This is a genomic window from Paraplanobispora siamensis, assembly GCF_016863175.1.
GTDB lineage: Bacteria > Actinomycetota > Actinomycetes > Streptosporangiales > Streptosporangiaceae > Planobispora > Planobispora siamensis.
The window spans coordinates 24,158-44,013 of sequence record NZ_BOOJ01000041.1 but is presented as its reverse complement, the minus strand read 5'-3'; the positions used below and the strand labels follow the sequence as shown (position 1 = coordinate 44,013).

Sequence of the window (19,856 nt, the reverse complement as noted above, 5' to 3'; positions counted from 1 at the left end):
GCACGGACCTGATGCACGTGCATTCGCTCTTGCACCTGCACATGAGTTTGTCTCATGATGATCCCGTGCAGTCCGCCCAAACCGCGCCGCCACGCCCCGCGTGGACGGCGCTCGACTGGTGGCCCCCCGTCGGCTGGTGGCCTGACGCCGCCCGGGACCTGCTGCCGGGAACCGTGTCGTCCCCAGCGAGCGCCACGTTCGTGCTCCCCCCGCACACCGAGTCCGTGCACTCCGCGCGCAGCTTCGCGCTCGGGACGCTGACCGGCTGGCGGCTCGACGAGCTGAGCGAGAACATGGAGCTGATCGTCTCCGAGCTGGCCACCAACGCCATCAGGCACGGCCTGCGGCTGGCCCGCTCGCACGTCGGGGAACCGGTCCGGCTCTCCCTGATCCGCCGCGGCACCCTCGTGACGTGCGCGCTCAACGACCCCGGCGCCGGATCCCCCACCCTCCGCGACCCCTCCCCCATGGAGGTCGGCGGGCTGGGACTGCACATCGTCGAATCGCTCAGCGCCCGCTGGGGCTGGGCGCCGCTGGCCCCGTACGGCAAAATCGTCTGGGCCGTCCTGCGGCCCTGAACCCGTACGAGCCACCCCGCGGGCCCGCGCCCGCACCGAGATCCGAGCCATCCCGAGAAGGCGCCGCCTCTTCCCCTCACCTGGCGCCGGCCGGCCCCGGCCCCGACGCTCCCCCCGCCGTCGGGCCGGGGCCGGTCACACCACGTGACGGGTTCCGGTCGTCCCACGGAATCCGGCGCATTCCGCGCGGTGCCTGACCGGGACATCCCCTCTGCATTACCTTTGAGGTCTGCGACCCCTCCGCTCCCTGAAGAGAGCGGCTTCCCGCCCGTCCTCGGCCGAGGCGGGGGGTGGCCACATCCCGACCGTCCCGAACAGAAGACCACACAGGGAGACGACTTCCCCGCGCACCATTCCTAAGAGAGCTGCGAGATGGACGATCACCTGCTCGGCTGGTTGAAAACCCTCGACGAAGAACGGCTCGCCCGAGTTCTGGCCAACAGACTGGACGCCATCGCCCCACCGTGGCCGCGCCGCCTGGACACCCTGGCGCAGCGACTGGGCAACGGCTTCGCCGTGATGGAGGTCCTGCGCGGCCTGCCGCTGCCGGCCCTGGAGATCGCCGAGGCCGCGCTGGCCCTGGGAGACCGGGTCGACGCGCAGACCCTGGCGACCTTCTTCGGCGTGCCGGAGGCCGAGGTGACCCCCTGGCTGGAGGTGCTTTTCGACCACGCGCTGGCCTGGCCGGACAACGAGGGGAACGTCCATGTCGTCGCCGCGCTCGCCCGCTGGTGGACGGCCCCCTTCGGGCTGGGCGAGCCGCTCGCCCACTACCTGAACTCCTGGACGACCAGCGCCGACGCCCTGCGCGCGCTGGCGGGCTCGCTCGGCCTGCCCCCGGCGCCCAAGCGGCACCTGATCGCCGGGATCTGCGAGACCCTGTCCGACCCCGCCCGGGTGGTCACCCTGCTCAAGCGGGCCCCGGCCGGCGCCGAGCGGCTGCTGGAGGAGTTCACCTGGGACGGCCCGGTCCGCGACGTCGACGGCGGCCGGTTCGTCGTGCCGGGCACGCCGGAGAAGTGGGCCGCCGACCACGGACTGATCTTCCGGCCCAGCTGGAACGTGGCCGAGATGCCCCGCGAGGTCGCGCTCGCGCTGCGCGGCCCCGGCTACCGCCCGCCCTTCAGCCCCGTCCCGCCCGACCTGGCCACGCTCCCGGTGGACCCCGAGAGCGTGGACCACCTGATGACGCTGGCCGCCCCGCACGTGGTCGAGCGCTGCGCCGCGATGCTCGACAACACCTCCAAGGCCCCGCTCCCGCTGCTGAAGGCCGGCGGGGTGGGCGTGCGCGAGGTACGGCGGGTGGCCAGGGAGACCGGCTGCGACGAGGACGAGACCCGGCTGCTGCTGGAGGTCTGCGCGGTGGCCCGGCTGCTGGCCTGGGACGAGCAGGCCGGCGGCCTGGTGCCCACCGAGCGGTTCGACCGCTGGCGGCTGGACGACGCCGCGGCCCGGCTCCGGGTCCTGCTGGCGGCCTGGTGGCGGATGGAGCGCTCGTCGCTGCGCAGGACCGGCGGCAAGTACGGCACGGTGCTGGGCGACGACCCCGCCGGCAGCGCGGTGGCCCGGGTGCGCCGCGCGGTGCTCGGCGTGCTGGCCCGGCTCCCGGCCAGCACGGCCTGCGCCGACCGCGCCGGACTGGTCCGCCTGGCCCACTGGCACGCCCCGCTGCTGGACCGGGCGCTGCTGGCCGAGTGCGCGCCGGCGGTGCTGGAGGAGGCCCGGCTGCTGGGCCTGGTGGCCCATGAGGCGATCACCGATCTGGGCCGCGCGCTGGCCGCCCTGGAGGCCGAGGCCGGCGACGAGAGCGACGACTCCTCCCCGCTCGTCGAGCACGACCCCGCCCTGATCGAGTGCTCGACCCGGGCCCTGGCGAGCGTACGGCGCAGCGCCCTGTTCGGCGCCGACCTGACCGCGGTGGTGACCGGCCCGCCCTCGGCGGAGCTGGCCGAGCTGCTCGACCGGGCCGCCGACCGCGAGTCGCGGGGCTCGGCCTCGGTCTGGCGCTTCAGCCCGGCGAGCGTGCGCGCCGCCCTGGACTCCGGCTACACCGCCGACGCCCTGCTGGCCGACCTGGCCGAAGTCGGCACGATCCCGCAGCCCCTGGACTATCTGGTGCACGATGTGGCCAGGCGGCACGGCGAGGTCACGGTCAGCACGGTCGCCTGCATCGTGCAGGCCTCCGACCCGGCGCTGCTGGCCGAGATCGCCACGCACCGGCGGCTGGGCCGGCTGGGCCTGCGGCTGCTCGCGCCGACCGTGCTGGCCAGCGCGATGCCCGCCGACAAGACCCTCGCCGCGCTGCGCGAGCACGGCTACGCCCCGGTGCAGGTCCAGGACACCGGCGAGGTCACCATCCGCCGCGCCCGCGTCGACGAGCCGCAGGGCGGCCGGCTGATCCTGCTGCCCGGCGGGCAGGTGGCCGAGCTGGACCCGCCCGCCCACGCGCTGGTGGAGCCGCCGCCCGACCCCCGCGAGCACGCCCGGCGGCTGTTCACCGCCGGGGGCACGGGCCCGCAGTCCACCGGGCGCACCTGGGCCGTGATCGGCCGGATGGCCCCCCGGCTGCCCACCGCCCAGCAGTCCCTGCTCGGTTTCGTGGTCGACCGCGGCGTCCGGGCGGGCATCACCCTGGCCGACGGCCTGACCGCCACCGTCAGCCACGGCGAGCTGCGCAGCGGCGTGCTCGACGCCTGGTGCGAGGAGGCGGGCGACTATCTGGAGTTCCCGCTGGCCGACATCGTGGAGGTCCGCGGCGCCTACGCCTGACCCGGCCCGGCGATCGGACCGCCCGCTCCGGGCCCCACGATCCCGCACGGCCACCCGCTTCACGGGCCCCACCGTCCCGCGCGGCCACCCGCTCGCGGGTCTTCTACGGCGCCGGTACGGCGAGAGGCCTCGCGTGCCCTCCCGGCGCCGCCGTACGGCGAGGGGCGGCCGACGCCGTTACAGCTTCGCCGTTACAGCTTCTTCGCCTTGGCGAGGTTGGCCGAGAGCTCCTCCAGCATCTCGACGTAGCCCTGGTAGCTGTAGCGCTGCTCGGCCCGCCAGGGGTAGACCTGGCCGGCCTTGACCGCGGGGAGCTTGGCGAAGGTCGGCTTCTTCTTCATCTCCTCGACCTTCATCGACTGCGCGCGGGCGTCGGCGAGGATCACGTCGGCCTCGTACTTGTCGGCGTTCTCCCAGCTCAGGGTCTCCCAGTAGCCGGCCTCGTCGACCTTTTCCGGCACGACGACGTCCAGGCCCAGCTCCTTCATGTAGCCCACGTCGATGTGGTCCTTGAAGTGGGCGACCCACAGCGACTCCGGACCGCCGGCCATGACCAGGATCTTCAGCTGCTTGGCCTCGGGGGTGACCAGCGCCTTGGAGGCCGCCTCGAACTTGGCCTTCGCCTCGGTCACCGCGGGGGCGTTCAGGTCGGCGCCCAGCGACGCGGCCACCTCGCCGTACTTGGCGATCAGCTCGGGGATCGTCCGGCCGTACAGCTTGACGCCGAGGGTGGGGGCGACCTGCTCGATGGTGGCGGTGGACTTCTCCGGGACGTACCAGAGGGTGTTGCCGTTGTACATGCCGCTGACCAGCAGCTCGGGCTGGAGCGAGATGTACTTCTCGACGTTGAACTCGTCCCAGACGTTGCCGAGCGTCTGGACCTGGCTGAGGTCGACGGCGCCGATCTGGGGGTCCTTGGAACCGTCCTGCAGCTTGTGCGGGCCGAAGACCGCGATCGGCCGGACGCCGAAGTCCCACAGCACGGCGGCGGCGCCGATCTGCGCCACGATCCGCTCGGGACGCTTGGGCAGCTCGAGCTTCTTGCCGCGGTCGTCGGTGAAGCTCCACGGACCGGCAGCCGGCGCGGAGGAGGACGCGGTGCCCGCGGGGGCGGCCGTCTGCTCACCCTGTCCGCACGCGGTGAGAGTGAGCAGGGTGGCACCGAGACCGGCGGCCAGGAACCCTCGCCGGGACAGGGCGGGTAGCGACATTTCCTTCTCCAAGGATAGGCTTACCTAATCGTTTGAGCTTTAGATTAGCCTTACCTAACCAGAGAGAGGAAAGGGGGTCGGGTGAAACCCGCCGGTGTGGTCGAGACGGCGCCTGAGCAGGGGCCGGAACCGGGGCCCGAGAAAGCGCCGCCGCGACGCACGGGACGCACGGTCGCCCTGACCGCGGGACTGCTGGCCGGGGTGGGCGTGCTGGTGCTGCTGGTGCTCGTCAGCATCGCGGTGGGCTCCCGCTCGGTTCCCCTCTCCACCGTGCTGGACGCGCTGACCGCGCCCGACGGATCCACCGACCACACCGTGATCCGCGAGCTGCGCGTGCCGCGCACCCTGCTCGGCCTCGGGGTGGGCGCGGCGCTCGGCCTGGCCGGTGCGCTCATGCAGAGCCTGACCCGCAACCCGCTGGCCGACCCGGGCCTGCTCGGCGTCAACTACGGCGCCGCGCTCGGCGTGACCGTCGCCCTCGGCCTGCTGGACGTCTCCGACCCGGCGATCTACGTCTGGTTCGCCTTCGCCGGGGCGGCGCTGTCGGCCGTGCTGGTCTACGCGCTGGGCTCAGCGGGACGGTCGGGTGCGAGTCCCGTACGGCTGGCGCTGGCCGGCGTCGCCCTGGGCATGGTCTTCCACGCCGCCTCCTCGGCGATCCTGCGCCTGGACACCGCCACCTTCGACCGCATGCGGTTCTGGCTGACCGGCTCGCTGGCCGGTCCGACTCCGGAGATCGCCGTACGGCTCGCGCCGTTCCTGGTCGCGGGGCTGGTGCTCGGCCTGATGATGGCCGGGCCGCTCAACGCGCTGGCCCTCGGCGACGACGCGGGACGCGCCCTGGGTGCGAGCGTGGGCCGCACCCGGGGACTGACCGCGGTCGCCGTCACCCTGCTGTGCGGGTCCGCCACCGCCGCCGCCGGGCCGCTCTGGTTCGTGGGCCTGGCCGTGCCGCACGCGGTGCGCAGCTTCACCGGCCCGGACCAGCGCTGGCTGCTGCCGTACACCGTCGTGCTCTCCCCCGTCGTGCTGCTCGCCTCCGACATCGCCGGACGGGTGATCGCCGCCCCCGGGGAGGTGCAGGTCGGCATCATGTGCTCCGTCATCGGCGCCCCGCTGTTCATCCTGCTGGCCCGCCGCAGAAGGCTCGCCGCGCTGTGATCACCCGCACTGTGATCACCCGCACTGCGACCGCCCGCCGCGCCGCCCGCCGTACCGCGACCGCCCGCGGCACTGCGACCGCCCGTCCTCCGCTGCCGCACCGCCCCCGACAAGGAGCCTGACCCCATGACCGTCCTCCGTCTGGGCATGTGGTCCCTGCGGCTGTCCCCGCGCGGGGTCGCCACCGCGGCCGGGATGATCGTCGTGGGCGTCGCGGTCAGCCTGGTCGCCCTGTCCACCGGGGAGTTCACCGTCCCCATCCCCGACATCGTGGCCTCGGTGTTCGGCCGGGGCACCCCGGCCGCCGAGCTCATCGTCGGCAAGCTGCGCGCCCCCCGGGTCGTGACGGGCCTGCTGGTGGGGGCCGCGTTCGGGCTGAGCGGAGCGATCCTGCAGAGCCTGACCCGCAACCCGCTCGGCAGCCCCGACTTCCTCGGCTTCACCGCGGGCGCCTCGACCGGCGGCATCATCGCGGTCGTCATGGGCGGCTCCGCCTGGCAGATCGCGGGAGGCTCGCTGCTGGGCTGCGTGGCGAGCGCGGTGCTGGTCTACGCGCTCGCCTTCCGCAACGGCGTGCAGAGCTACCGGCTGATCCTCGTCGGCATCGGCGTCGGCGCGGTGCTGGTCTCCGTCGACTGGTACCTGCTGACCCGGGCCAACATCCACGACGCCGCCTCCGCGGGGACCTGGATCACCGGCAGCCTGAGCGGGCGCGGCTGGGAGCACGCGATCCCGGTGGCCTGCGCGCTGGTGGCGCTCCTTCCGGTCTGCGCGCTGGTCTCCCGGCCGCTGCGGATGATGGAGATGGGCGACGACGCGGCCAAGGCCGCCGGCATCGGGGTCGAGAAGGTGCGCGCGGTGGCCATCATCGTGGGCGTGCTGCTGTGCGGCGTCGCCACGGCGGCCGCCGGTCCGGTCATCTTCGTCGCGCTGGCCGCCCCCCAGCTCGCCCGGAGGCTCTCCCGCTCTCCCGGCGTCACCATGGCCGCCTCCGCCCTGATGGGCGCGGTCCTGCTGGTGACGGCAGACCTGGCCGCGCAGCGCGTGTTCGCGCCGGTCCAGCTTCCCGTGGGAATCATGACCGCCGCGCTGGGCGGCACGTACCTGGTGTTCATGCTCCGGAAGGAACGACGTTGAGACTGTACGGCAGCGGCCTGACGCTCTCCTACGACCAGCGGGTGGTCGCGACCGAGCTGGACGTGACGATCCCGGACGGCTCGTTCACCGTGATCATCGGGCCGAACGCGTGCGGCAAGTCCACCACGCTGCGCGCGCTGGCCCGCATGCTCAAGCCGCGCGCCGGAGCGGTCCACCTCGACGGCTCCGTGATCACCTCGCTGCCGTCCAAGGAGGTCGCACGCCGCCTCGGCCTGCTCCCGCAGACCTCGATCGTGCCCGACGGCATCACCGTCGCCGACCTGGTCGGCCGGGGCCGCTATCCGCACCAGCGGCTGATGCGCCAGTGGTCGAAGCAGGACGAGGCCGCGGTGGCCTTCGCGATGGAGGCGACCGGCGTCACCGACCTGGCCGAGCGCTGCGTCGACGAGCTGTCCGGCGGCCAGCGCCAGCGCGTCTGGCTGGCCATGGCGCTGGCCCAGGAGACCTCGATCCTGCTGCTGGACGAGCCGACGACCTTCCTCGACATCGCCCACCAGATCGAGGTCCTCGACCTGTGCGCCGACCTGCACGAGCAGGGCCGGACGCTGGTGGCTGTGCTGCACGACCTCAACCAGGCCTGCCGCTACGCCACCCACCTGATCGTGATGCGCGAGGGCCGGATCGTGGCCGAGGGCGACCCGGTGGAGATCGTCACCGCCGAGCTGGTGCAGGAGGTCTTCGACCTGCGCTGCGAGATCATCCAGGACCCGCAGAGCGGCACCCCCATGATCATCCCCGAGTCCCGCCGCCGCACCCGCACCCCGGCCTGACCCGCGCACCATATCCGCAGGTCAGGCCGGGGCCACGTCCCGTGCCCGCGGGCCAGGCGGGGGGGCACGCCCCGTGATCCACAGGCCCGGCCGACGCCGTGCCCTGCGCTCCGCGCGTGGCCGGCACCGCCGAACCCCGGCCCCGGGATCACCCGGACCCGCGGTCCGCACGCGTACGGCACCGCCGAACCGTGACCCCGCCCCCAGGACCGCCCGTGGCCGGCACCGCCGCTCTCCGGCTCAGCCCCGATCGGCCTCCCGGGCCGCCTTCTCCAGGCGGTCGCGGTAGTCCGCCCACCACGCCCGGTCGTCGGAGGGCAGGTTGTCGTTTTCCCGGCGCAGCCCGGCGGCTCCGTCGATGAGCTCCCTGACGATGTCGGCGTGCCCGGCGTGCCGGTTGGTCTCGGCGATCATGTGCACCAGGATGCGGTGCAGCGTCGTCTCGCTCCGGTCGGCCGGCCACCACGGCACCCGGCCGACCGTCTCCAGCGGCAGCTCCTCGATCGTCGTGTCGGAGTGCGCCCACACCCGGCGGTACAGCCCGACGATCTGCTCGCGTGACTCCTCGGCGGTCGCCCACATGTCCGCGTTCTTCTCGGCGTCCTCGGCGAACCAGGGCATCGGCTCGGGGAACGGCCGCCCGAAGGTGTCGCCGAAGTATCCCGCCTCGACGCCCGACAGATGCTTGACCAGCCCCAGCAGGTTGGTCCCGGTGGCGGTCAGCGGGCGCCGGACGTCGTATTCCGAGAGGCCGTCGAGCTTCCACAGCAGGGCTTCTCGGACGGCCTTCAGATAGCGGTGGAGATCGGCTTTCGGCTCCCATGCGGTCATGCCGATCATCCTTCCACCCGGCACCGACAATCGGCGGCCGGGAGACTGCGGGGTGAGGGGCTACGGGGTGAGGGTGAGGGTGTTCTCGGTGGCCTGCCGTACGGCCTGCTCGGTGGAGAGCATCGGGGTGAAGCGCCCGTCCGCCCACGGCCCGGCCTGGTCGTCGTAGTTGGCGTGGAAGGCGTGGCCGGAGGCGCCGGTCAGGTTGATCCACTCCGAACGGTCCGGGCCGGCCAGGTCCACGACCATGCGCATCGACGGCACCCAGTTGACCTGGTAGCCCTGGGTGGCGTCCCAGCCGGTGGCGTTGACGGTGTCCTTGCCGCCGCCGGTGCGCAGCGGCCCCCGGTTGAACAGCCACTCGATCGGGGCGATGCCGCTGGTGCCGAAGGTCTCGTGGGTGAGGTCCAGGGTGTGCAGGTCGCCCCAGGCCCACTGCGCCGGGTCGTCGCCCAGCCGTTCGCGCAGTTCCGCGTCGGCGTCGGTCATGGCGGCCTTGAGCATGTCGTCGCGGCGCTCGGTCGTGCCCGCCGTACGGACGTCGTCCCAGAAGGGGTCCTCCGGCTTGTCCAGCAGCAGGCGGACCACCTCGTACCAGCGGTCGTTGCCGCCGGGGGCGACGGCGCCGGACAGCTCGTCCTCGAAGACCCGCTCCAGCAGGTTCAGCCAGACGGCGTTGAAGTAGGCGGCCCCGGCCGACTCCCGGCCCTGGCCGAAGTCCCAGCCCTTGAGCGTGTCGTTGGGGGCGCCGACCCGCAGCAGGTGCGGCACCAGGACCGGGGCCAGGCCGTTGTGGTCGTCCATCTGCATCTCGCCCATGGACCGCACGCTCAGCTTGCCCCTGGCGATCGCCTGCTTGATCCGCTCCACGATCCGCTGGGAACGGTAGCCGTGCGACCAGTCGGAGGTCAGGAACAGCTCCTCGCTGGGGCGCATGACCGCGTTGTTGGCGGTGACGATGTAACCCTCGGGCGGGTTGTAGACGTGCGGCAGCTTCTCGAACGGGACGAAGCCGGTCCACTCGTGCTTGCCGTCCCAGCCGGGCACGGGCATGGTGCCGTCGCCCTCGGACCGGACCGGGATCTTGCCGGGGGCCTGGTAGCCGATGTTGCCCTCGACGTCGGCGTAGATGAGGTTCTGCGACGGGGCCTCGAAGGAGGCCGCGCCCTCGCGGAACTGCTCGAAGTTCTCGGCGCGGTTCATCAGCAGGATGGCGTCGGCGGTGCGGCCGGGGTCGAGTGCGGTCCAGCGCAGGGCCACCTCCAGCCCCTCGCTCTTCTCGCCCAGGCGGGCGGCGGCCCCGGCCACGGAGTCGCGTGCGTCGCCGAACACGCCGGAGATGATCGGCCCGTGCCCGGTGCTGCGGACCTTCAGCTCGACCGGCTCGCCCCCGGCCACCTTGATCTGCTCGGTGCGCACCTGCATCGGCTGCCACCGGCCCGCGACCTCGACGGTGTCGCCCTTGACGCGCTCCAGGTACAGGTCGCTGACGTCGGGGCCGAGGTTGGTGAAGCCCCAGGCGATCTTGTCGTTGTGGCCGATCACCACGCCGGGCAGGCCCGCGAAGGTGTAGCCGGTCACGTCGTAGGGGCAGGCCGCGCCCTTGGTACGGCAGTGCAGCCCGGCCTGGTACCAGATCGACGGGATCCGGGGCCCCAGGTGCGGGTCGTTGGCCAGCAGCGGCTTGCCGGTGTCGGTGTGCGCGCCGCCGACCACCCAGGAGTTGGAGCCGATCCCGGCGAGGTCGCCGCCCGCGGTCCCCAGGAGGGCGGGCGCGGCGTCCACCAGCGCGGCGGCCTGGCTCAGCGCGTCCGCGGCGCCGACCGGGGCACCGCCCCTGGGCTCCTCGGCGGGGCCGTCCCCGGTCCCGGTCACGATGGGCTGGTGCCGGTCGAAGGGGTAGCCCGGGTAGAGCTGCCCGGCCCGCTCGGCGGGGAGCTTCGCGGCCACCAGCGAGCGGTCGATCTCGGACTCCATGTTGGAGCGCAGGTCCCAGGCCATGGCCTTGAGCCAGGCCAGGGAGTCGGCCGGAGTCCACGGCTCGGGCTCGTAGGCGGAGTTGGTCAGCTTGAGCACGCCGTACTCCAGGCTCTTCTCGGCGAACCCGTCGTGCTGGGCCATCCAGGCGTTGACCCCGGCCGCGTAGTCCTCCAGGGCCTGCCGGGTCTCCTGCTTGAGCAGCGGGATCTCGGCCTCGGCGGTGCGCCGCCAGCCGAGGGTGCGCACGACCTTGTCGACGTCGAGGGTCGAGGCGCCGAAGACCTCCGACAGGCGGCCCGCGGTGGTCTTGCGGCGGAAGTCCATCTCCCAGAAGCGGTCCTGGGCGTGCACGTAGCCCTGGGCCTTGAGCAGGTCGGCCGCGGTGTCGGCGTAGATGTGCGGGATGCCCTGCGCGTCGCGGTGGACGGTGACGGCGGCGGCCAGGCCGGGGAGTCTCACCTCGCCCGCCAGCTGGGGGAAGGAGCGCCGGACCGTCCAGGTCACGGTCCCGGCGAGGACGATCGCCAGGATGAGCAGGACGGACAGGATCCGGGCGAGCCACCGGACCGGCCGCGAGAGGCGGGCAAATGGAGCAATCCGCACAGGGAGGACCTTTCATCGCAAAGTTACGCAAGAGTAAGTATGGGATGAAGACCCTGTGACTTGGGTTACCTACTGGTAGCTTTTCGGACTCGACCGCGCACCCGTCTCCCGCCGGCCCGCCCAGCCTCCCCCTCCCGCCGGCCCGCTCAGCCCCCGGCTCCTCACAGGATCCGCTCAGCCCGGCACCAGGGAGTGGACCGCCTTCCTCGCCCGCTCCTCGCCGTACTCGGCGACCAGCGCCGTCACCTGCTCGGCCGCCAGCGAGGCGAGTACGGCGTGCGCGAGCGGATCGGCGTCGCATCCCGGGCGCAGCTCGGCCAGCAGGATCGCCACGTGCCGACGCCAGAACCGGTAGGCGCCGATCCGGTAGCGGGCCCCCGGGCTGGCGGTCTCCGACATCCTGACCAGGTCGAGATGGCCCAGCACATAGTCGAGATAGGCGTCCGTGAACGCCGCCAGCCGCTCGGCGGCCGGGGCCCCCGGGCCGAGCGGGGGCGGCCCGGACAGGATCCCCGCCTGCAGCTCGCGCTCGCGCTCGTCGAGCAGGGCGACGGCCAGGCCCGACTTGTCGCCGAAGCGGCGGAACAGCGTGCCCTTGCCCACCCCCGCCTCCGCGGCGACGGCGTCCATCGAGACGCCGTCCACACCCTTCTCGCGGAACAGCTTCGCCGCGGCGGCCAGCACCTTCAACCGGTTGCGCGCGGCGTCGGCCCGCTCCCTGGGCGGCTCGCCCATCAGTATCCGCAGCGGCTCACTTGACGGACCGGACCGCGGTCCGCTAACTTCCGAATCACTCACATAAACGGACTATAGTCCATTTATCTTCAGGAGGCCAGCATGACCGCACTGATCGGCCGCGACGAGCTGAAGGCCGCGATCGAGGCGGGCACCGTCGTCGTCGTGGACACCCTCGGCGGCGGCTACTACGCCCAGCAGCACCTGCCCGGCGCGATCCCCCTGGTCGAAAGCGAGGTCGGGACCCGCGCGGCCGGGCTGCTCCCGGACAAGGACGCCGCGATCGTGACCTACTGCTCCAACGCCGCCTGCGGCAACAGCGAAGCGGTGGCCCGGCGTCTGGCCGCCCTCGGCTACACCCGCGTGCGCAAGTACCGCGAGGGCATCCAGGACTGGGTCGAGGCGGGCCTGCCCGTCGAGACCGGCGAGCAGGCCCTCGCCTCCGGCCGCTGAGCCCGGTCCCCGAGCAGTCCCGGCCCTCCCGCGCCGCCCCCCGCGGGCCGGACCCGAAGCGGGCCGGCCCACGGGGCCGGAGGTCAGGAAGCGACCGGCGCGCGGTCGACCCCGCGGGTCACCGTCCCCCACTCGTCGAGGTCGCGCAGCCGCGCGACGAGGGAGGCCCGCACATCGCCCTCCGCCTGACCGCCCAGCGTCAGGCGGAGGGGAGGACGCTCGGCGTCCACGACCTCCAGCACGGCCCGCGCCACCGCGGCCGGATCGATGAACGCCTCCGACGGCAGATCACCCAGAGAGCCCTGCACGGCCCGCACCGTCACGTCGTAGTCGGCCACCGGTTCGGCGAAGGCGAGGTTCGACAGGAACGAGGTGGCCGTGTAACCCGGCTCGACCAGCGTCACCTTGACGCCGAGCGGTGCCAGCTCGGCGACCAGGGCGTCCGACAGACCCTCCAGCGCGTACTTGGTCGCGGACAGCAGCCCCACCCCCGGATGGGCCGTCTGCCCGTAGACCGAGGAACCCTGAAGGACGTGACCCGAACGCTGTGCCCGCAGGGCCGGCAGGACGGCGCGCAAAACATTCAGGGCGCCGAAGACATTGGTGTCGAAGACGGCCCTGGCCTGCGCGTCGCTCACCTCCTCCACGGCCCCGAAGAGCCCGTATCCCGCGTTGTTCGCCACCACGTCGAGGCGGCCGAACTCGGCGACCGCCCGATCGACGCCACCGCGCACCGCCTCCTCGTCCCGCACGTCGAGCTCCAGGGCGAGGAACCTGCCGGGGAAGCGCCCGGCGAGATCCGTGATGCCGTCGGTGCGCCGCGCCGCGGCGGCGACGCGGTCACCCCGCCCGAGGGCGGCGAGCGTCAGTTCGCGGCCGATCCCCGAGGAGGCCCCGGTGACGAACCAGGAACGGCCGGGGGCCGCGGGGATGGTCTTGCTGGTCTGTGCGTTGATCGACATGGTTATGAACGTACAGCTTTAGAACATAACGAGCAAGCAGGAACCTTGAGATTAGTTATTTGCTAAATCCGTTTGCCCCATGCCCGGCTATCATGACGGGCGTGGTCAGCGATCAGGGACAGCACAGCCCGCTCAGCCCGCCGGAGGCGGCGGATCTCGTGCTCGGCTTCGTCAACACGCGCGCGATCGGCGGAAGCGCGGAGCGGCTGGCCGACGCATCGGCGACCGGCCTGTGGCTGCGTGAGAGCGGGCTGGTCCACGCGGAGACCCTGGTCACCGAGGCGGACGCCGCAGCCGCCCGGGAACTGAGGCAGGCTCTGGTCACAGTGCTGCTCGCGCACGCCGGAGAGCCGGACGGCGACGGCGCGACGCTTGAGACGGCCGAGACCCACCTGCGGAGAAGCGGTGCGATGTACACGCTGTCGCCCGTCATCACCGCGGACGACGTGCGGCTCCTCCCGGCCCAGGCGGGTGTGGCCGGCGCGTTCGGCGCCCTGCTGGCGGCCGTGGCCGACCTCGCCGGGAAAGGCACATGGACGCGGGTGAAGGCCTGCCGGAACCCGCCCTGCCATCTGGGTTTCTACGACCGCACCCGGAACTGCTCGGCGGCTTACTGCAGTCCGAGGCGCTGCGGAGCGCAGGTCGCGATGCGCTCCTACCGCAGCCGCCGAGCCGGGGGAACCGAGGACGCACCGGACACATCGATCGGATAGGCGGCCGACCGGCGATGCGGCCCCCGCCTCAGGACGCGTCGCACGAAGGACGCGTTCAACCGGGGCGGCCCCGAACCTGTCGGGGTAGCCCCGGCTTTCCGGTGCGGCCTCAGCCCTCCAGCGCCACCCTGCGGGCCAGGCCCAGCGGCAGGCCGCCGGAACCCGCCAAGGCGTCGTGGAAGGCGCGCAGGTCGCCCCGGCCGGCGGCCATGTAGTCGTCGCGGATGCGGTCGATCTCCAGCGCGCCGGTTAGGTAGGACGGGGCCTGGGTGGGCCAGGCGCAGTAGCGGTTGACCTCGCCCTTGGCGGTGCCGGGCGTGAGCGAGGACTTGGTGGTCATGAACTCCTCGGCCTCCTCGATGCTCATGTCACCGCAGTGCAGCGAGGTGTCCACGATGATGCGGGCCGCGCGGAAGATGCGGAACTCCAGGTGGGCGAGCTCCTGCGCGGGGGTGGCGAAGTAACCCTCCTCGCGCATGACCTTCTCGACGTACAGGGCCCAGCCCTCGGTGAAGTACGGCGTGCGGAAGAGCTTGCGCGCCCGGCGCGTGCTGTCGGCCACCCACGACAGGTGCCAGTGGTGGCCGGGGTAGGCCTCGTGCACCGCGATCGAGGGCATCTGCGCGCGGGCGTTGGTGCGCAGCCGCTGGCGCACCTGCTCGTCGGTGAAGGAGTCGGGGGTGAACGGCACGAAGAAGTGCCCGGTGCGGGAGGTCGACAGCGGCGGCGGCGACAGGTAGGAGGCCACCGACAGGATCGGCCGCTGGAACTCCGGCGAGGGCACCACCCGGCACTCCTCGCCCTCGGCGAAGGTCACCAGGTCCCGCTCGCGGACGAACCTGCGGGCCCGCTCGGTCTCGGCCTCGTATTCGGCCCGCATGTCCTCCAGGGTCGGCGCGTGGTCGTCCTGCAGGGCGGCGATCGCCGCGTGCCAGTCGTCGGAGCCGCCGGGCAGCCGCCGGGCGACCTCGCGCATCTCGGCGTCGAGCTCGTCGTAGGCGGCCAGGCCGCGCTCACGCAGCTCGGCCGCTCCGTAGCCGAGCATCTCCCGCTCGCGCAGCAGCGTGGAGTAGAGCTCCTCGCCCATCCGCCAGGTGCCGGCGGCCTCGAACCCGTCGAGGAACCCCACCAGCTCGTCGAAGGCCGCCGCCGCGGGCTCGGCCGCCTCGGCCAGCCGGGCGCGCAGCCGCTCGTCGGCGACCAGGCCGGGAACGGTCTCGGTGAGAAAGCGCCGGCCCGTCCGCGCCTGGCCCAGACCCCGCTCGACCAGCAGATCGGCGGCCAGGCCGGAGTCGAGGTTGGCCCGGCAGGCGGCCAGCACGGCCGGCACCTCGGCCAGCCGGGCCACCGCGGCCTCCACCAGTTCCTCCTCCGGAGCCAGCCGGTTCAGGAAGGGGCTGAAGAAGGAGGAGAAGACCGGGCCCACGTAGAAGGAGGGGTCGCGCCGCCACACGGGCCAGGCCTCGTAGGCGAGCGAGCCGCGCAGCGTGGAGGTGATCAGCTCGCGGTCGACCTCGTCCTGGAACTCTCCGCCCTTGACCGCCTGGAGCCGCTCCAGCCACCTCCGCGACTCCCCCTCGCGGGCGAGGATGCCCGCCTCGGTGAAGTCCCCGAGGGTGCGGTCGTAGCCGGGGGCGCCGGCGAGGGAGGCGTAGATGGGATTCGCGTTCAGGTACCAGTCGACGAAGTCGTCGACCAGGTCAGAGGAGAGATCCGTCATAGGCGGAGCCTACTCGCCGCCACCGACGGAAGCCCTCCCCCGCCCGGCCCGTCAGAGTCCCATTCCCTCCGGGGCGATCTCGCCTTCCTCGATGTCGATGCGGGTGAAGCGCACCTCGAAGCCCTTGCCGTCCGGAGCCGCGGCCATCGCGCCGGCGAAGGCGGGCACCGAGGGCGGGAAGTAGGCCAGGCGGAGCATCGTCGCCGGTTCCGCGCCGTCGAGGCCGTACCGGACGACCACGGCGTCGCCGGAACGGGTGAGCTCGATGGTGACCAGCTCGGCGGGCTCGGGCAGGGTGACCACCGACCAGTCGGAGGCTCCGCGGGTGACCACCGCGCTGATCTGGAACCCGCCGTCGACGAACTCGGCCCCGGCCTTGATCCAGTTCTCCCCGTCGGCGCGGAGGACGGCGCCCGCCTGGTCGTACTGCGCGCTGTAGCCGCCGCCGAAGGTCACCGTCAGGCGGACGTCGCCGGCCACCTCCCGGCCGAACATGGGGGCGCGGTCGCGGACGTAGCCGTAGTGGGTGGTCCGCCACAGGTCGGTGCCGCCGTCGCAGACGAAGCGCAGCTCACCGTCCGCCGTCCACTCGGCCGGCGGGTCGATCCAGCGGTTCTCCTCGAATCCCATGCCGTGATCATTCCAGGAGAGCGCTCTCTCCACCAGAGCCGGCGGCCACCGCCTGGGAGCGCTTCCATACGCGCCGGGGGCCGGTCATCCGGTAAGGCACTCTCCGTCCCATAAACTTCACGTGTGGCTGAACCGAAGTTCGAGATCCAGATGCTCCACGACCGCGTCATGGTCAAGGTCGAGCAGGACACCGAGGAACGGCGCAGCACCGCGGGCATCGTGATCCCGGCGACCGTGAAGATGGCCAACCGGCTCGTCTGGGGCGAGGTCTGCGGGGTCGGGGGGAACGCCCGCGCCGTGAAGGTCGGCGACAAGGTGCTGTTCAACCCCGAGGACCAGTACGAGGTCGAGGTCCACGGCCAGCTCTACCTCGTCATGCGCGAGCGCGACCTGCACGCCATCGCCACCCCGCAGACCGACAACGGCACCGGGCTGTACCTGTAGAGGTCGCCGTCCCCCGGGGTTCAGCCCGCCGACCCGCACCGGCAGTCGCGTTTCCGGGCCCGGTCCCTGGCGAGCGCGCGCAGGTCGTCGGTCACGACGCCTCCGCACAGGTCCTGCGGGTCGTAGGCCACGGTCACCCCGGTCCCCGCGGGCACCGGGTTGAAGGTGATCTGCCGGAACGCCAGGCCCGGGACCTCCGGGACCGAGACGTGCATCCTCATCAGCCGCCTGCCGTTGATCCTGCTAGAGGTGGCGGAGACCTCGGTGACGACGCCCGGGGCCCGCAGCCCGTGCTCGATCAGGAACCGGCGCCGCCGGTCCTTCGCCCGGAAGACGGCCGCCAGCACGATGGTGGCCACGACGGCGATCCCTCCGAGCCCGCAGGAGATGACCCCCATCGCCATGGCCGACCCGCTCTTCATCTCGATCTCGTTCCCGGTGAGCTCCGAGATCACGAAGAACAGCCCGATGAACAGCCAGGCGATCTGGGCGCCGGGGATGAACAGGAACGGCCGGAAGGTCCTGGAGTACTCCATGTCGAGCATGGTCGAACCGTAGATCCACTCGCCTGCGGATCTCTTGCACTCCGCTTACCGGCGCCCTGCGGGATCACTTGCGGGTGTAGCTCAGATAGAGCCTCCTGCCCCAGTCGGCGGCGGGGATCTCGGCCAGCACCCGGGCGGTCCCGCCCCGCAGGTCGGCCAGGACGGCGCGGCGGGCGGCGCCGTGGGCGACGACGGCGATGAGGTGATCGTCGTCCCACCAGCCCCACAGGCTCTCCGGCCGGATGTTCACCCGGGTCTCCAGCCGGCCGTCGGTACGGTTCCAGACGCAGACGTGCTCGGCGTAGGAGGCCGGGCACCACGTGGACACCCTGCGTCCCGAGGGCGAGAAGGCGTCCTCGCCGCCGGCGGGCGTGCCTGTCCCGGTGGACGTACTGCGCACCGTGCCGTCCGGCGCGTAGAAGCGCACGCCGCCCGCGTGCCCCGCCATGAGCTCGGCGCCGGTGGGACTCCACCGGAAGACCGCCGAGGCGTCCACGTCCCGCACGGTCACCACGCGGGCGGAGCGCCCCGTCGCGTTCACGACCACGAACCCGGTCGTCCGCCAGCGGGTGCCCGTCTTGCGCCGCACGGTCAGGACCGCCTTGCTCCCGTCGCGGGCCCACCGGGCGAGGTTGGCCACCAGCGGCTTGCGCACGGTCCGGATCCGGTCCCCCCTGCCCGTGGCGACCTCGAAGAGGTTCACCGAGTCGTACCCGGAGGTGTAGGCGGCCGCGACCCCCAGGGCCCTGACCCCCTTCGGCGCGACCGTGACCTCGCTGTCCCCGCTCCTGCGCACGAAACTCGCGCCTCTGCGCAGGTAGGCGTCGCGGCCCACGGTGTAGGAGGTGACCCGCACCGGGTCGGCGACGTCCTCGTACACGGTCACCCCGGTCCCGGGCAGCTTGATCGGCACCGGCTCGGCGACGCGTGGGGCGGTCCGCGCCGGGGCGGTGGTGTGCGCCGCGGCGGGCAGGGGTGCGGCGGCCACGGCCGTGACCGTGGCGGCGGCAGCGGCCGCGCGGAGCGACCGGCGGATTCCACTGATCACAGGCACGGCCGCAGCCTAGACCGGAAGATTTCCACGAATCGGACGTATAACGAATCGGTCGGCCGCACAAGCCCGGCACCGGACGTCCCAGGGCGTCCCCGATTGTGTCTACGGCGCGCGGCGCGCCGTACCGGACACGAGTTCGGGCGGTACGGCCTCCGCGCACCTGACGCATTCGACGACCTGTTCCCGCCGGTGCCTGCGCTCCTCGTAGAACCGGTGTCCCAGCGCCGCGGCGACGAGCACCCCGCCCAGCGCCAGGAGCATCACCGGCCCGTATTTCCCGTGTCCTATCAGGCCCATGACGAGATGGGCGATCCCGGCCGCCACGATGATGGCGCCGACGTTGAGCAGTTCCCTGGTGAGTGTCCACCCCGACGCGGACCGCTTGCGTTCCGTCTCACTCATTCCCCCAGCGTTACTACCGTGCGTTACACGGCATAACGGATCGGGTCACCACCATGTAACGGCTGCGGCGGCGGTGCGATCATGGCCTCATGGACGACGCGGCCGATCCGTACACGCTGGTCGAGGAGCAGCGTCTGCTTCCCGACGAGTGGCCGGTGGACTTGGTGCGGGAGGTCTTCGAGCGGCGGCATCCCCGTGAAGGGGCCTCCGGCGACCGGCTCAGGGACGTGCTGTGCGAGGCGCTGGCGGAGCGCCGGCCGTGCGACTACGCCCTGAGGCGGGAGACCTGGATCCTCCTCGCCGTGCCCGGCCCCGTCCCGAAGCGCAAAGCGCCGGACTGGCGCCATCGCGCGGTGGCGCCGTCCCTGCCGCGCCTGGCCGCCCGCAGGAAAGCCGGCACGCTGGCCTACGCTGAGGGAAGGCCTCAGAGGTGCAGGAGCTTCTGGGTCTCGACGATGAGGTCCAGGCCGAAGCTGAGCTTGACGCCGAAGTAGACGATCGCCGTGGCGGTGGCGGCGGCCACGAGGATGACGCCGGCCTTGACGAACAGGTTCTGGCGGCCGAGCCAGGTGATCCAGGCCGAGAGGGTCTTCTTGCCGAACTCGAGCAGCCGGTGGGCCCAGTGGAACTCCAGGGCGAGGACCGCCAGTCCGGCGAAGACCACCGCCCAACCGGGGCCGGGGAAGGGCACCATGATCAGGCCCGCGACGACCAGCACGCCGCCGATGGCGCCGATGACGATCTTCAGGGTGAGGCGGCCGGTGCGGGTGGCCCTGATGGCGTCCAGCCGGCCGTGCAGCCCCGAGCGGATGGGCGAGCGCCCGGCCGCCTCGGTCTTCAGCGCCTCGGCGTCGTCGGCCTGCGGCGTCCCGGCGTCGTCGGTCGCGCCGGGACGCCCGTCATCGCCGGTCGGCGACGGGCCGCCGTCCTGGGTGCCTCGCACCCCGTCTGAGATCGCCACTAACGCTCCCGGGCAGTCGGTTTCGTTCCAGGATAGGTCGGCCCCGGAGAAGCCCGCTCATCCCGCGGGACGAACGCCGGTTCACCCTCCCGGATGGGTCGGCTCCCGGGAGATCCTCCTTTCAGCGCCGAGGGCCCGGCCGTACGGTGGGCGCCGTACGGCCGGGCCGTGGATGA

General features: G+C 72.6%; 20 protein-coding genes. 9 read left to right on the top strand and 11 right to left on the bottom strand.

The features are described from left to right. Nucleotides 1–65: 65 nt before the first annotated feature. Together Psi01_RS25290 and Psi01_RS25285 are read left to right on the top strand one after the other, a co-directional pair. The gene (locus tag Psi01_RS25290; RefSeq protein ID WP_239128010.1) at nt 66–578 is read left to right on the top strand and encodes an ATP-binding protein; all 513 of its coding nucleotides are present in this window, start codon (nt 66–68) and stop codon (nt 576–578) included. 372 nt (nt 579–950) lie between these two features. After that, nucleotides 951–3,347, top strand: a complete 2,397-nt coding sequence (locus Psi01_RS25285) for a helicase-associated domain-containing protein (protein ID WP_204066590.1) — start codon at nt 951–953, stop codon at nt 3,345–3,347. A 191-nt stretch (nt 3,348–3,538) separates the two neighbouring features. On the opposite strand, the gene Psi01_RS25280 is transcribed toward Psi01_RS25285, so the two are convergent. Continuing rightward, nucleotides 3,539–4,558 carry an ABC transporter substrate-binding protein gene (locus tag Psi01_RS25280; protein WP_204066589.1) on the bottom strand — a complete coding sequence of 340 codons (1,020 nt, stop codon included), beginning with the start codon at nt 4,556–4,558 and terminating at the stop codon, nt 3,539–3,541. An 81-nt stretch (nt 4,559–4,639) separates the two neighbouring features. Here Psi01_RS25280 and Psi01_RS25275 point away from each other — a divergent pair, with 81 nt between their 5' ends. The 3 genes from Psi01_RS25275 (at nt 4,640) to Psi01_RS25265 (ending at nt 7,647) form a co-directional block, all read left to right on the top strand. Continuing rightward, nucleotides 4,640–5,719 (top strand): FecCD family ABC transporter permease, encoded by a 1,080-nt coding sequence (locus Psi01_RS25275; RefSeq protein WP_204066588.1) that lies wholly within the window; start codon nt 4,640–4,642, stop codon nt 5,717–5,719. Nucleotides 5,720–5,845: 126 nt separating this feature from the next. After that, entirely contained in the window at nt 5,846–6,856 is a 1,011-nt protein-coding gene (locus Psi01_RS25270; RefSeq protein ID WP_204066587.1) for a FecCD family ABC transporter permease, read from the top strand. Next, nucleotides 6,853–7,647, top strand: coding sequence for an ABC transporter ATP-binding protein (locus Psi01_RS25265; protein ID WP_204066586.1), 795 nt, complete (start codon nt 6,853–6,855; stop codon nt 7,645–7,647). The genes Psi01_RS25270 and Psi01_RS25265 overlap by 4 nt, the downstream gene beginning before the upstream one ends. Nucleotides 7,648–7,887: 240 nt before the next feature. Here the strand turns inward: Psi01_RS25265 and Psi01_RS25260 are convergent, their stop codons facing one another. The 3 genes from Psi01_RS25260 to Psi01_RS25250 form a co-directional block, all read right to left on the bottom strand. Further along, nucleotides 7,888–8,478, bottom strand: a complete 591-nt coding sequence (locus Psi01_RS25260) for a DinB family protein (protein ID WP_204066585.1) — start codon at nt 8,476–8,478, stop codon at nt 7,888–7,890. A 60-nt stretch (nt 8,479–8,538) separates the two neighbouring features. Then, entirely contained in the window at nt 8,539–11,061 is a 2,523-nt protein-coding gene (locus Psi01_RS25255; RefSeq protein ID WP_204066584.1) for a penicillin acylase family protein, read from the bottom strand. A 174-nt stretch (nt 11,062–11,235) separates the two neighbouring features. Further along, nucleotides 11,236–11,796: a TetR/AcrR family transcriptional regulator gene (locus Psi01_RS25250; RefSeq protein WP_204066583.1), complete on the bottom strand. Its 561-nt coding sequence runs from the start codon at nt 11,794–11,796 to the stop codon at nt 11,236–11,238. A gap of 102 nt (nt 11,797–11,898) precedes the next feature. Between Psi01_RS25250 and Psi01_RS25245 the strand changes: the two genes are divergently transcribed. Beyond that, complete coding sequence (locus Psi01_RS25245) at nt 11,899–12,249, top strand: rhodanese-like domain-containing protein (protein WP_204066582.1); 351 nt, start codon at nt 11,899–11,901, stop codon at nt 12,247–12,249. A gap of 83 nt (nt 12,250–12,332) precedes the next feature. Here Psi01_RS25245 and Psi01_RS25240 read toward each other — a convergent pair whose 3' ends face one another. After that, nucleotides 12,333–13,211: an SDR family NAD(P)-dependent oxidoreductase gene (locus Psi01_RS25240; protein ID WP_204066581.1), complete on the bottom strand. Its 879-nt coding sequence runs from the start codon at nt 13,209–13,211 to the stop codon at nt 12,333–12,335. A 101-nt stretch (nt 13,212–13,312) separates the two neighbouring features. On the opposite strand from Psi01_RS25240, the gene Psi01_RS25235 reads away from it, so the two are divergent. Continuing rightward, on the top strand, nt 13,313–13,924 hold the full coding sequence (locus tag Psi01_RS25235) for a CGNR zinc finger domain-containing protein (RefSeq protein WP_204066580.1): 612 nt from the start codon (nt 13,313–13,315) through the stop codon (nt 13,922–13,924). 109 nt (nt 13,925–14,033) lie between these two features. On the opposite strand, the gene Psi01_RS25230 is transcribed toward Psi01_RS25235, so the two are convergent. Both Psi01_RS25230 and Psi01_RS25225 read right to left on the bottom strand, forming a co-directional pair. Beyond that, nucleotides 14,034–15,644 (bottom strand): DUF885 domain-containing protein, encoded by a 1,611-nt coding sequence (locus tag Psi01_RS25230; RefSeq protein WP_204066579.1) that lies wholly within the window; start codon nt 15,642–15,644, stop codon nt 14,034–14,036. Nucleotides 15,645–15,695: 51 nt separating this feature from the next. After that, complete coding sequence (locus Psi01_RS25225; protein WP_204066578.1) at nt 15,696–16,274, bottom strand: DUF1349 domain-containing protein; 579 nt, start codon at nt 16,272–16,274, stop codon at nt 15,696–15,698. Between the two features lie 123 nt (nt 16,275–16,397). On the opposite strand from Psi01_RS25225, the gene Psi01_RS25220 reads away from it, so the two are divergent. After that, nucleotides 16,398–16,718 carry a GroES family chaperonin gene (locus Psi01_RS25220; protein ID WP_203879291.1) on the top strand — a complete coding sequence of 107 codons (321 nt, stop codon included), beginning with the start codon at nt 16,398–16,400 and terminating at the stop codon, nt 16,716–16,718. A gap of 20 nt (nt 16,719–16,738) precedes the next feature. Here Psi01_RS25220 and Psi01_RS25215 read toward each other — a convergent pair whose 3' ends face one another. From Psi01_RS25215 to Psi01_RS25205, 3 genes are all read right to left on the bottom strand, one after another. Then, entirely contained in the window at nt 16,739–17,263 is a 525-nt protein-coding gene (locus tag Psi01_RS25215; protein WP_204066577.1) for a hypothetical protein, read from the bottom strand. A gap of 64 nt (nt 17,264–17,327) precedes the next feature. Then, complete coding sequence (locus tag Psi01_RS25210; RefSeq protein WP_204066576.1) at nt 17,328–18,317, bottom strand: WD40 repeat domain-containing protein; 990 nt, start codon at nt 18,315–18,317, stop codon at nt 17,328–17,330. 102 nt (nt 18,318–18,419) lie between these two features. Beyond that, entirely contained in the window at nt 18,420–18,719 is a 300-nt protein-coding gene (locus Psi01_RS25205) for a hypothetical protein (RefSeq protein WP_204066575.1), read from the bottom strand. A gap of 89 nt (nt 18,720–18,808) precedes the next feature. On the opposite strand from Psi01_RS25205, the gene Psi01_RS25200 reads away from it, so the two are divergent. Next, on the top strand, nt 18,809–19,213 hold the full coding sequence (locus Psi01_RS25200; protein WP_204066574.1) for a hypothetical protein: 405 nt from the start codon (nt 18,809–18,811) through the stop codon (nt 19,211–19,213). On the opposite strand, the gene Psi01_RS25195 is transcribed toward Psi01_RS25200, so the two are convergent. Continuing rightward, the gene (locus Psi01_RS25195) at nt 19,144–19,680 is read right to left on the bottom strand and encodes a TIGR02611 family protein (protein WP_239128009.1); all 537 of its coding nucleotides are present in this window, start codon (nt 19,678–19,680) and stop codon (nt 19,144–19,146) included. The genes Psi01_RS25200 and Psi01_RS25195 overlap by 70 nt on opposite strands. Nucleotides 19,681–19,856 lie beyond the last annotated feature (176 nt).

Excerpts from the sequence above, each read along its gene's own strand:
- Psi01_RS25240 (WP_204066581.1), bottom strand. The coding sequence starts at position 13,211 with ATGTCGATCAACGCACAGACCAGCAAGACCATCCCCGCGGCCCCCGGC.
- Psi01_RS25230 (WP_204066579.1), bottom strand. The coding sequence starts at position 15,644 with ATGACGGATCTCTCCTCTGACCTGGTCGACGACTTCGTCGACTGGTAC.
- Psi01_RS25250 (WP_204066583.1), bottom strand. The coding sequence starts at position 11,796 with ATGGGCGAGCCGCCCAGGGAGCGGGCCGACGCCGCGCGCAACCGGTTG.
- Psi01_RS25200 (WP_204066574.1), top strand. The coding sequence starts at position 18,809 with ATGGACGACGCGGCCGATCCGTACACGCTGGTCGAGGAGCAGCGTCTG.
- Psi01_RS25280 (WP_204066589.1), bottom strand. The coding sequence starts at position 4,558 with ATGTCGCTACCCGCCCTGTCCCGGCGAGGGTTCCTGGCCGCCGGTCTC.
- Psi01_RS25205 (WP_204066575.1), bottom strand. The coding sequence starts at position 18,719 with ATGAGTGAGACGGAACGCAAGCGGTCCGCGTCGGGGTGGACACTCACC.
- Psi01_RS25285 (WP_204066590.1), top strand. The coding sequence starts at position 951 with ATGGACGATCACCTGCTCGGCTGGTTGAAAACCCTCGACGAAGAACGG.
- Psi01_RS25225 (WP_204066578.1), bottom strand. The coding sequence starts at position 16,274 with ATGGGATTCGAGGAGAACCGCTGGATCGACCCGCCGGCCGAGTGGACG.
- Psi01_RS25245 (WP_204066582.1), top strand. The coding sequence starts at position 11,899 with ATGACCGCACTGATCGGCCGCGACGAGCTGAAGGCCGCGATCGAGGCG.
- Psi01_RS25270 (WP_204066587.1), top strand. The coding sequence starts at position 5,846 with ATGACCGTCCTCCGTCTGGGCATGTGGTCCCTGCGGCTGTCCCCGCGC.
- Psi01_RS25215 (WP_204066577.1), bottom strand. The coding sequence starts at position 17,263 with ATGCTCGACATGGAGTACTCCAGGACCTTCCGGCCGTTCCTGTTCATC.
- Psi01_RS25260 (WP_204066585.1), bottom strand. The coding sequence starts at position 8,478 with ATGACCGCATGGGAGCCGAAAGCCGATCTCCACCGCTATCTGAAGGCC.